Origin of the sequence: Paeniclostridium hominis, from assembly GCF_014306135.1 — a bacterium.
Lineage (GTDB): Bacteria > Bacillota > Clostridia > Peptostreptococcales > Peptostreptococcaceae > Paraclostridium > Paraclostridium hominis.
In genome coordinates, this window is the sequence record NZ_JACRWD010000001.1 from 805,723 (window position 1) to 818,000 (window position 12,278).

Consider the following 12,278-nt stretch of genomic DNA (forward strand, 5'->3'; position numbering starts at 1 on the left):
CCTTTATTTAAATTTAATAGGTATTAAATTTTTCAATATTGAAATTAAAATTATCAAGAACAGCTGTTTTAAATTTATATTTAATATACATTAATGTCATATTTGCAAATCAATTATAACACTTAGTTAAAAAACTTACTATAATTTGGAAATAACATTATTATTACAGTTCTGTAAATTGTAAAAATATTGTAGTTATTTTAAATATTAAAATTTATTATATGATTAATTAATTTGTATTTACTATATATGTATAAAAATAATTTTGATATGAAGAATAATGATTAAAAAATTGTTTGAAATTTAAGATTAAAAAGGTAATAGATAAGTTGGTGAGTTAGAATAAGTAAAATTAAATTTATATGTGGTATTATTAAGAAATCATTTTTGAGAAATTCTTATAAATGTAATCAAATACCACATATAAAATATTACTAATGTATAGTTATATAATTTTTTCTAAGTAAAGCATATAATATGGCTATTATTCCTATGCCTATTATTAAAGTATTAACTGATAAATTTAGTATCCCACCTATTAAGAACACTACACCCATTAATACTATAGTTAAGGCCTCAAATTGAATAGTTTTTTTTCTGTCTATTTTGCCAAGTCTTTTTGATAATCTTTCAAAATACTCTTCTTTAAAAATATAATTACTAAATTTTATTTGAATAAATCCAAATATAAATGCAGCTATACCAAAGAATACATATAAAAAGTTTATATTATTCATAGTTGTCACTCCTTTTTAATATTTTTATATTATATAATTTGAATTAAAACTTTAGCATAAATTATTACTTAATATAAAGTTGATTTAAAATATAAAAATTACTTATATTTTATACTATTTATCTAATGTAAGATTAATAATTTGATCTTTTGAATAATACTATAGGCTTTGTAATATTTGCTAGATTGGTGTTTTTAATAATTAATTCAGTTGTGTTTAATAAGATATTGTCTTACATATTATTTAGTTTCATAGAATCAACCTTTCGTAAAAAACTTGCTATTTTTAATAAAACAATTATAAGCGCATAAGAAAATGTTGTCAACAAAGGTAATTATCAATACTAAACAATTTACAGAATTTTTAGTTATTGACTTTTCGTAAAAGTGAAGATACAATTAAAATAAATATCGGTCGACTGACTGACTGAAAAATTGAATCTGATAATTAATCATAAGATAAAAATAAAATAGATAATATGTTTATGCAAAGAGAGGGAGAATATGAGTAAAATAAAAATAATAACAGACAGTTCGTGTGATTTAAATAAAGATATAGTTGAAAGATATAACATAGGTGTAGTTGGTCTTAATGTATCTTTTGGAAAAGATACTTATGTTGATGGAGAAATAAGTAATGAAGATTTTTATAAAAGAATGGCTAATGAAAAAGAACTTCCTAAAACATCTTGCCCATCACCTGATAAATTTACAAAAGCTTATAATTGTGATGAAGATGAAGTTTTAGTAATTACTATAACATCTAAGCTATCAGCTACATACTCAACTGCAGTACTTGCTAAAAATATGTTTTTAGAAGAAAATTCTAATAAAAATATAAAAATAATAGATAGTGAAAGTGGATCAATAGGTCAAGGACTTTTAGTAGTTAAAGCTGCTCAGTTAGCAGAAAAAGGAATGTCTTTGGATGAAATAGCTAATGAGATTGAAAAATTAAAAAAAGATATAGTATTTTTTGGAGCACTTGAAACTTTAGAAAATGCAATCAAAGGTGGAAGAATAAATCCATTAGCAGGAAAGCTTATAAATGCATTAAATTTTAAAGTTATAATACAGGTTATTGATGGAGTAGTTAAGCCTGTTGATAAGGCAAGAGGAGATAATAATTCTATCAAAAAGGTAATTGAAAATATTTTAAAATCAGTTGGAGAAAATAAAAATAAAGTGTTGGCAATAGGCCATGCTAATTGTTTAGAAAAAGCTTTAAAGGTTAAAGAAATTATGGTTAAAGAAAATAATTTTAAAGATGTAACTATAAGTGAAGTAGGCTCAGTTATGGGTACATATGCTTCAAAAGGAGCTATTTTAATAAGTATTTTATAGATCATTAACATATTCATAGCAGTAATCCATACTATTAACAAGTTTACATAATTTTTATAAAGTAAAGTAGAAGGTTGCACAAAAAATTACTATATTAGAGTTATGTAGAATATAGTATGTATTATTATATATAATAGTATGATTTACTTTATTTAGACTAAAAGTAATGATAAATTTCTAAGTTGTTTATGAAATAATAGAAGATATTAAGTTGAAAAATTTAAATAATATAATCTCATTACATGAATCATCTTTTGATTTAAATCAAAGAAGCACTGTAAAAAGCTTATTTTAATATAGATTTAGAAAAATGAATAATAGGTTTAAAAGACTATATAGAATATGTACATTTATATTTTAATGATGATAGGTTTAATTACATAATGTATTTAAAAAAGATAAAGTAAATCCTTTTATATGCTTAGAGTATACTGTAAGTGATATAAAAGAGGAAATTAGAAGAGTTAAAAAAGCTTTAACTGAATAGATTAAATAAAAAAGAGCAGCAAAATAATTTAGATTAAGTGAGTGCTCTTTTTTATTTAGATTTTTTATGATTTAAGTATTAAACTAAGTGACAAGCAACTAGATGATTATCTCCAATTGATTTGTACGTAGGAGCTATTTCTTTACAAACTTTCATAGAATAAGGACATCTAGTATGAAATTTACATCCATTAGGGGGATTACTAGGAGATGGAATATCACCTTTAAGTATAATACGATCTTTTTTTATTGTTGGATCAGGTATAGGAATAGCAGATAACAAAGCTTTTGTATATGGATGAACAGGATTTTTATAAAGCTCATCTTTTGGAGCAATTTCTACCATAGAACCTAAATACATTACAGCAACTCTATTTGCAATATGTTTGACAACACTTAAATCATGAGATATAAACAAATAAGATAAGTTATACTTTTCTTGAGATTCCATTAATAAATTTATAATTTGAGATTGAATAGAAACATCAAGTGCAGATACTGGTTCATCACAAACTATTAATTCTGGATTTAAAGCTAAAGCTCTTGCTATTCCAATTCTTTGTCTTTGTCCTCCTGAAAATTCACTAAGCTTTTTTTGCAAATGATAACTTGAAAGCCCACAGCTATTTGCAACTTCTAAAACTTCATCTTTAATTTCATTAGTTGAAACTAATTTATGTTCAAGTAGAGCTTCTCCTATTATTTTTTCAACATTCATTCTAGGATTTAGAGAGCTAAAAGGGTCTTGAAAAATCATTTGCATCTTAGGCCTTAATTGTCTAAGTTCTTCTTTACTTATATCATGTATATGTATTTTATTAAAAATTACATCACCACTTGTTTTTTCATGTAATCTAAGTATTGTTTTACCAGTAGTTGATTTTCCACATCCAGATTCACCAACTATTGCAAGGGTTTCTCCTTTTTTTAACTCAAAAGATATATCATCAACAGCTTTTATATATTTTTTTTCTTTATTAAAAAATCCTTGATTTATTTCAAAATACTTCTTTAAATTTTTAACTTTTAACATTATTATCCCCCTCATAAATCCAACAGGCAACCTTTTGATTATTTTCTAAAGTTTTGAGTGAAGGTATACTAGATTTACACCTATCAAATGATTTTTCACATCTATCACTAAAATAACAGCATTCAGGAATCTCTATAGGATTTGGAACTTGTCCAGGTATAGAATATAACTTATTACTGCTTTGTAAAAGGCTAGGTTTTGATTTTAAAAGACCTTTAGTATAAGGATGTTTAGGGTTTTTAAATATATCTAAAACACTTCCTATTTCGACTACTTTACCGGCATACATAACAACGACTTTATCACACATTTCAGCAACTACACCTAGGTCGTGAGTTATGAGCATTATAGATGTGTTAAATTTATCTTTTATATCTTTCATAAGTTGTAGAATCTGAGATTGAATAGTTACATCTAAGGCTGTAGTTGGTTCATCTGCTATTAGTAGCTTTGGATTACAAGAAAGAGCTATAGCAATCATAATTCTTTGTCTCATACCTCCTGATAATTCATGAGGATATGAGTTATATATTTCATCAGGTCTAGGAATATCAACTAATTTTATCATCTCAATAGCTTTTTTTTGAGCTTCACTTTTAGATGTTTTTTGATGAAGAATTATTCCTTCTGATATTTGTTTACCTATAGTTAAAGCTGGATTTAAAGAAGTCATAGGCTCTTGAAATATCATGGATATATCATTACCTCTAATTTTTCTTAACTCTTTTTCACTCATGGAAAGTATACTATTTCCCTCAAATAGTATATCTCCACCTTCTATTTTCCCCTGAGGTGAGGGTAAAAGTCTCATAAGAGATAAGGCAGTAACTGACTTACCGCATCCAGATTCTCCTACAATTCCTACAGTTTCACCTTTTTTTATTTCAAAACTTACATCATTTACACTTTTAACTACCCCTTTATTAGTATGAAAGTAAGTTTTTAGATTTTTAAACTCCACAAATGGTCTATTCATATTATGATAATTTCCTTTCTTAAATAAAAACTATATCATCTAATTATTTTATTTTTAAAAAATTCTAAAATCAATGAAAAAAGGGAAAATATAGAAAAATACTATGAATATTTAAATGTATATAGTATTTTTCTATATATATTGAAAGATATATGGTAAATTTAGTAATATTAAGAAGCATTGAGGGGAAAAATGCACAAAAATAACAAAAAATAATTTAAAAAAGGTTTATTAGGAGGAAAAATGAAATTTAAGAAAGTCGCATCTATGGTATTAGTAGGAATTACTATGTTAGCATTTACTGGATGTAGTAATGGGGGAGAAAATAAACAAGCAAGTGATAAATCAACTGGGGGAACAATAGTACTACCGTTAGCAAGTGATCCAGATGTTTTAAATACTGCATTTGCAAACGTTAAAGAGGCAAGTTTAGCTGCTCATTTATTATATTCACCACTATATACATACGAAAAAGGTGATTTAACTTATTATTTAGCAGATAAAGTAGATTTCAAAGATAGTAAGGAATTAAATATAACTTTAAAGAAAGATTTAAAATGGCATGATGGTAAACCTATAACAGCTGATGATATAGTATTTACAATAAATACAGTTCTAGATGAAAAACAAAATTCACCAGCTAGACAATATTTACTTATAGAAGAAGAGCCTGTAGTGGCTGAAAAGGTTGATGATTTAACTGTAAAGATAAAGTTACCAACTGCAAGTGAGGCATTTTTATATAATATGTCTAGGGTATCACCAATACCAAAGCATGTATTTGAAGGAGAAGCTGATATAGCTAAATCTGAGAAAAATAATACTCCAGTAGGATCAGGTGCTTTCAAATTTAAAGAGTGGAATAAAGGGGAAAGCTTAATATTTGAGAAAAATGAAGATTACTTTGGAGGAGAGCCTAAGGCTGATACGGTAGCTTTAAAAATAGTTCCTAATGAAGCAAGTCAAGAAGCTGCTATGAATAATGGAGAATTAACTTTAATGAAAGCTAACCCAGAAACTTTCAAAAAAGCTAAAGATAATGATAAATTACAAACTTATACACATAGCGAAAATAGATTAAATTATATTGTATTTAATCAAAATATAGATAGTATGAAAAATAAAAAGGTTAGACAGGCTATATCTTATGCATTTGATAGAAATGAAATGATAGATTCTGCATATGGAGAAGAAAAGTCTAAACCAGCTAAATCGATATTAGTTCCAGAAGCTGATTTTTATACAGAAAAAGATGTAGAAGGATATGATCATGATTTAGAAAAGGCAAAAAATTTACTAAGCGAAAGTGGAGTAACTGTTGATAAAGTTAAAATAGGATATAACAATGCTAGATTTGGACATAAAAACTATGCATTAGTTGCACAACAACAATTAAAAGAATTAGGAATAGAAGCTGAGATCGTTCCTTATGAAAGTAAAGCATTCTTTGATGTATTATTTAGTGATAGTAAAGAGTGTGATATGTATGTAAATGGATATGCTTGGGGATTAGAGCCTAACCCATATAGAGGTATGTTTGAGACAGGTACTTACCACAATCAAACTAACTACTCAAATCCAGAAGTTGATAAATTATGGAATGAAGGGGCTAAAGAATTAAATAAAGAAAAGCGTCAAGAAATATATGAAAAAATACAATCTTTAGTATCTCAAGATGCTCCTGTTTACACTATAGACTATGAACAAAATTTAATGGTAGCACAAAAAGGGTTAAAAGGTATGAAGGAAGCAAAACCTAAGAGTGTACTTATGTTTGAAGATTGGTCAAAAGTATATGTAGATTAATTATTATTAAAAAATAGTAAAAAGGAGGGTTACCTCCTTTTTTAATTTATTAAAATTTTGGAGGGGTTATGTTTAAGTTAATACTTAAAAGATTTAAGACACTAATACCTATGTTAGTAATTATATCTATAATTTCTTTTGGACTTTTAGAATTAGCACCTGGAGATCCTTCAGATGCTTATATAACACCACTTATGAGTTATGAAGAAATTGAAAATATAAAAAGTAATATGGGGTTAGATAAACCTGTTTATGTAAGATATATAAATTGGGTGAAAAATACATTAACAGGTGATTTAGGTGTTTCTTATATAAATCATGCACCTGTAGCAGAACAAGTAATGGAGAAATTTGAAAACACTTTAGTACTGATGGGAACTTCTTTAATTGTATCAATTGCAATTTCTATACCAATGGGAATTTTATTTGCTGTAAAGAAAAATTCAATAATAAGTAAAATTGGAGCAATTATAAACAATATAGGGGTATCTATACCTTCCTTTTGGATAGGTATGATATTAATTGGAATATTTTCCGTAAATTTAGGAATGTTTCCAACTGGAGGTATGCATAGCATAGGAAATGATTCTTTTTTAGATTTGGCTAAACACTTAGTTTTACCAGTAATAACTATTAGTTTATACAATATAGCTGTTTTTACTAATTATGTTGAGACTAGTGTATCACAAGAATTAAAAAAACAATATGTAATAACAGCAAGAGCAAAAGGTTTTTCACAAGGAGTTGTTCTTTTTAAGCATGTATTGATAAACTCATTAACATCTATAATAACTATACTAGGTATGAGTATTCAAAGACTTGTTACAGGGGCATTTGTTACTGAAGTTGTTTTTGCATGGCCGGGAATGGGAAGACTTATGATAGATTCAATATTTTCTAGAGATTATCCTATGATAATGGCTATAACTATGATGTCTGCACTGTTTTTAATATTAGGAAACTTAATTGCAGATATATTATATATAGTAGTTGATCCTAAGGTTAGGGCAAACAAAGGAGGATTTTAATATGATGAAAGAATTAATAAAGAGCATGAAACAAGATAAATCCTTTGGTTTTGCTATAATAATCTTAAGCATAATAGTAATTATGGTAACTCTTTCATTTGTTTTAAATATAGATCCAAATGTAATTGATACTACTCAAAAACTTAGTTCTCCTAGTATTAAGCATATATTTGGTACGGATGAATTAGGTAGGGATTATTTCGCGAGGGCACTTTATGGGGGAAGAATTTCTTTAAGTGTAGGTATAGTTGCCATGATAATTTCTATAATCATCGGAACGATAGTAGGAGTAACTAGTGGATATTTAGGTGGAAAAATAGATAATTTTATAATGAGAATTATAGATATACTTATGAGTATTCCAAGCTTTTTAGTTTTAATAGTTTTAAATAGCTTCTTAAGGCCGAGTGTTAGCACTATTATTATAATAATAGGACTTTTAAGTTGGATGGATGTAGCTAGAGTTGTTAGGGGAGAAACTATTAAAATAAAGCAAAATGAATATTGTCTTGCTGCAAAGGCACTGGGTATAAAAAATAAAAATATAGTAATTAGACATATAATTCCAAATCTAAAAGATATAATACTAGTTGCAGGGTCTTTAAATATAGCAAGTGCAATATTAACTGAATCTGCTCTTAGTTTTTTAGGATTAGGGGTGCAGTTACCACTTGCATCATGGGGGAATATGCTACAAGATGCACAAAAGTATATGTTTGATAAATTGTACCTAGCTGTATTTCCAGGAATACTTATATTTATAACAGTTATAAGTTTAACTATTATAAGCAAAAAGTTATCAGGTAAAAATGACTTAAATTAAAAAATAAAATGATAAATAAAGAGTTGAAGTTTGAGCAAAGTTAGATCTTACTTCAACTCTTTTTATTTAATTATAATTATATTATAATATTTAAAAATAACATATAAAATAAAGTAATATTAATAATTGTATATAAAATAATTAAATAAATACTAAAATTATAAAGGAGGTGAAGTATATGAAAAAGAAAGTATTACCATTGATAATTATATTTATAACAGTTTTTATATTAAGTGCTTGTAGTTATAATAATAATCAACTATCAATGAAAAAAAAGGTAGGAGATTTTGAGTATGTATATAATACTATAAAAGATGGATATCCATACTTAGATGTAAATAAAAGAATTAATAATATAGATTGGTTAAAAAATAAAGATAAATATATAAAAAGAATTAAAGAAACTAAAAATGATGAAGAATTTATAGAAGAAATGTCATTAATAATATCTGACTTAAACAATAGACATACTGAATTAATAGATAATAAAAAACGATATGAAACTTTTAAGAAAGCATATTCAAAAAACAATTGGTACGATTTCCTTGATGATAAAAAAATTGTAGACAGATATAATTTAATTGGTTCTAAAATTGAAATACCAAAAGGTATTTTTGTAAAAAAGGAGCTAACTTTAAAAGATGTAGTTAAAGATGAAGTTGGATATATGTACTTGCCATCAATGGCATCAAGAAATGGATCCATAAAAAAAGATTTAAAAATGATTGAAGATTATATTAAAACTTTAGGAAATTATAAAGCTTTAATTATTGATATAAGGGAAAATAAAGGTGGAAGTGATACATATTGGAAAGGTATAGTATCTAAGCTTATTAAAAGTGATATAAATGTAAATGGATATAGGATTTTTAGAAATGATAGTAAAATAGTTAAAAACTATATAAATAAAAAAAATATAAAATTAGAGCCTATAAAAAATCTACCAAATGAAGTAAAGAAAAATGCACCAAAAGAAATATTTAAAAATTTTAGTAATTTTGAAAAAGTATCTTATACTATAAAAGCAGATAATAATTTAAAGTTTAATGGGAATATATATTTACTTGTAGATGAAAAAGTTTATTCATCATCTGAATCATTTGCTATGTTTTGTAAAGACAATAAGTTTGCAACTATAATAGGGCAAACTACTGGTGGAGATGGAGGCGGCATAGATCCTGTATTATTTAAATTAAAAAACAGTAATTTAATAGCTAGAATGGCAAGTTGTATGTATTTAAATAAAGATGGGATATGCGATGAAGAGTTTAAAACTACTCCAGATTTTGAAATAAAAGATTATCAAAGAACTGAAGATTTTAGAGATGATAATTGTATAAAAAAAGTTTTAGAACTTGAAAATATTTTATAATACTGATTTAAGGAAGCTTTTTATACATATATATCTTATTTATCTGATTTTAATTTAGAAATAGAAGATGAAATAGGGGATTTATAATACAATAATTAAAATAAAACCAAAGCTTTAAAAATGTTAATCTTTTAAAGCTTTGGTTTATTATTTTATATAAAAATTTTAATGATAGATATAAGTTGGGTTAATCTATTGTATAAGATATTAAAAATACACTTTAAACAATATTAGTTATATTGTTATGAAACATTAGTTACAATTATGTTTAAATATGTAAATAAATGGTATATAAATTAATATTAAAATTAATTATCAGGAGTGAGTACAATGAAGTTTAGCAAGTCAGTAATAATAGGAATAGGGATAGTAGTTATATGTGGAGTAGGGGTAAGTTATTCTTTAGCAAAACATGATAAAGCTGAATATTTAACAGAAGAACAAGCAAAAACTATTATATTAGAAAAAGTGCCAGATGGTAAAATATTAGAATTTGTTTATGATAATGAAGATTCTTCACCTAAATACGATTCTAAAGTTGTAAAAGACAATATAAAATATGAAGTTGAAGTGGATGCTCAAACAGGAGATGTAATTGAGTTTGAACAAAATGTTTTAAAAGAAGATAGTGGAAACAAAAGTTCAGACAAATTAATAAGTCAAGATAAAGCAATGGATATAATGCTTAATAAAGTTCCTAAAGCAACAATCGAAAGCTTTAATTTAGATAAAGATGGAAATAATCCTGAATACAAAGGAAAACTTGTAAAAGGTGATACAAAATATGAAATAGAAGTAGATGCAAAAACTGGAGATATAAAAGAATTTAGTCACGAAAAAATTAAAGTAAAAGATACTCATGATGATCAATATGGACAAATAAAACTTGATGACTAAATAAAAAAAGTGTAGTTATCTAATAAATATTAGATGGTTACACTTTTTTTATTTTATATTTTGTAATATCTAAATATATTGAAAATATAGAATATTTCTATTTGAATATATATTAATATAGAAATATTCTATATTTGTTGAAAATTGTCGATTGGTTTAGTAATATTATAAAAATAAATTCTAACAATTTTAAAAATTAGCTAATACTATTTATTATAAATATAAATTTTATGTAATTACTAAAACATAGGAGGGCAATATGATATACAATAATATTTTAGAACTTATAGGAAAAACTCCATTACTTAAATTAAACAATATAGAAAATAATATATATTTAAAACTTGAAAAATACAATATAGGTGGAAGTATAAAAGATAGAGCAGTTTTAGGTATGATTGAAGACCTTATGGAAAAAGGAGAAATTAAAAAAGGAGATACAATAGTAGAAGCAACTAGTGGTAATACAGGAATTGCTTTATCTATGATTGGAAAAATAAAAGGGCTTAATATAATAATAGTTATGCCAAGTTCTATGAGTAAAGAGCGTAGAGATTTAATGAAAGCTTATGGAGCAGATATAGTACTTACAGGCGAAGGTGGAATGCAAGCATCAATAGATAAAGCATTAGAACTTGTAAATTCAAACGATAATTATAAATCATTAAAACAATTTGAAAATGAAAGTAATCCTAATAAACACTACAAAACAACAGCTGTAGAAATATATGAAGATGTTAAGGATATAGATATATTTGTATGTGGTATAGGAACAGGTGGAACTATAAGTGGTGTTGCTAGATACTTAAAAGAAATGAATAAAAATATAAAAGTCATTGGTGTGGAGCCAGAAAGTTCTCCTTTAATATCAAAAGGTTATAGTGGAGCTCATAAAATACAAGGTATAGGAGCTAATTTTATACCTAAGAACTTAGATATGAGTGTTATTGATGAGATAGTAACTGTAAGTGATGAAGATGCTATAAACACTGTTAAATTAATAGGTGAAAAAGAAGGCGTGTTAGTAGGTATATCATCTGGAGCGAATATATTTGCAAGTATTAAAATAGCAAAAGAAAATAAAGATAAGAAAATAGTAACTATAGCTCCTGATGGAATAGAAAAGTATTTATCTATGAACATATTTTAGTTGAACTTTAAATATAAACTAAAAATTGGAGGATAATATGTTTAAAAAGATAAATGATGACATTGAATATATACTTGAAAATGATCCGGCTGCAAGGTCTAAGATAGAAGTTTTTTTTCTTTATCCATCAGTTCATGCATTAATTTCACATAGAATAGCACACTGTTTTTATAAACACAAAATGTTTTTTATAGCTAGATTAATATCACAAATAAATAGATTTATAACAGGTATAGAAATTCATCCAGGAGCAAAAATTGGTAGTGCTATATTAATAGACCATGGAATGGGTGTTGTTATAGGTGAAACTGCAGTTATTGGAAATCGAGTAACTATATATCATGGAACAACTTTAGGTGGAACAGGAAAAGAAATTGGAAAAAGACATCCGACAGTTGGTAATGATGTTATAATTGGCGCTGGAGCTAAGGTATTAGGTCCGATAACAATAGGTGATAATTCAAAAATTGGTGCAAATTCTGTAGTTTTAAAAAATGTACCTGAAAATAGTACAGTAGTTGGAATACCAGGTAAGATAATAAATAATAAATAAATTAAAAAGGATGATTCTAAATTTAGAATCATCCTTTTATAAATTTATCAATTTGAAATTTAAAAAATAATGTA

General features: G+C 25.7%; 11 protein-coding genes. 8 read left to right on the top strand and 3 right to left on the bottom strand.

The genetic code is table 11. From position 1 onward, the window contains the following. Positions 1-434: 434 nt before the first annotated feature. The gene (locus tag H8891_RS03855; RefSeq protein ID WP_187005260.1) at positions 435-737 is read right to left on the bottom strand and encodes a hypothetical protein; all 303 of its coding nucleotides are present in this window, start codon (positions 735-737) and stop codon (positions 435-437) included. Between the two features lie 503 nt (positions 738-1,240). Between H8891_RS03855 and H8891_RS03860 the strand changes: the two genes are divergently transcribed. Next, a complete protein-coding gene (locus H8891_RS03860) occupies positions 1,241-2,080 on the top strand; it encodes a DegV family protein (RefSeq protein ID WP_187005261.1) in 840 nt (279 codons plus the stop codon). Between the two features lie 565 nt (positions 2,081-2,645). Here H8891_RS03860 and H8891_RS03865 read toward each other — a convergent pair. Together H8891_RS03865 and H8891_RS03870 are read right to left on the bottom strand one after the other, a co-directional pair. Beyond that, positions 2,646-3,599 carry an ABC transporter ATP-binding protein gene (locus H8891_RS03865; RefSeq protein ID WP_243207756.1) on the bottom strand — a complete coding sequence of 318 codons (954 nt, stop codon included), beginning with the start codon at positions 3,597-3,599 and terminating at the stop codon, positions 2,646-2,648. Beyond that, positions 3,586-4,575 carry an ABC transporter ATP-binding protein gene (locus H8891_RS03870; RefSeq protein WP_187005263.1) on the bottom strand — a complete coding sequence of 330 codons (990 nt, stop codon included), beginning with the start codon at positions 4,573-4,575 and terminating at the stop codon, positions 3,586-3,588. The genes H8891_RS03865 and H8891_RS03870 overlap by 14 nt, the downstream gene beginning before the upstream one ends. A gap of 243 nt (positions 4,576-4,818) precedes the next feature. Here H8891_RS03870 and H8891_RS03875 point away from each other — a divergent pair, with 243 nt between their 5' ends. The 7 genes from H8891_RS03875 to epsC all read left to right on the top strand — a co-directional run bounded on the left by H8891_RS03875 (position 4,819) and on the right by epsC (position 12,204). Further along, positions 4,819-6,381: an ABC transporter substrate-binding protein gene (locus H8891_RS03875; RefSeq protein ID WP_187005264.1), complete on the top strand. Its 1,563-nt coding sequence runs from the start codon at positions 4,819-4,821 to the stop codon at positions 6,379-6,381. A gap of 68 nt (positions 6,382-6,449) precedes the next feature. Then, a complete protein-coding gene (locus tag H8891_RS03880; RefSeq protein WP_187005265.1) occupies positions 6,450-7,409 on the top strand; it encodes an ABC transporter permease in 960 nt (319 codons plus the stop codon). A 1-nt stretch (position 7,410) separates the two neighbouring features. After that, positions 7,411-8,232, top strand: a complete 822-nt coding sequence (locus H8891_RS03885) for an ABC transporter permease (RefSeq protein WP_187005266.1) — start codon at positions 7,411-7,413, stop codon at positions 8,230-8,232. A gap of 178 nt (positions 8,233-8,410) precedes the next feature. Beyond that, positions 8,411-9,604 carry a S41 family peptidase gene (locus H8891_RS03890; RefSeq protein WP_187005267.1) on the top strand — a complete coding sequence of 398 codons (1,194 nt, stop codon included), beginning with the start codon at positions 8,411-8,413 and terminating at the stop codon, positions 9,602-9,604. Positions 9,605-9,934: 330 nt separating this feature from the next. Next, positions 9,935-10,501, top strand: coding sequence for a PepSY domain-containing protein (locus H8891_RS03895; protein WP_187005268.1), 567 nt, complete (start codon positions 9,935-9,937; stop codon positions 10,499-10,501). Between the two features lie 259 nt (positions 10,502-10,760). Beyond that, a complete protein-coding gene (cysK, locus tag H8891_RS03900; protein WP_187005269.1) occupies positions 10,761-11,651 on the top strand; it encodes a cysteine synthase A in 891 nt (296 codons plus the stop codon). Between the two features lie 37 nt (positions 11,652-11,688). Beyond that, the gene (gene epsC, locus H8891_RS03905) at positions 11,689-12,204 is read left to right on the top strand and encodes a serine O-acetyltransferase EpsC (protein WP_187005270.1); all 516 of its coding nucleotides are present in this window, start codon (positions 11,689-11,691) and stop codon (positions 12,202-12,204) included. Positions 12,205-12,278 lie beyond the last annotated feature (74 nt).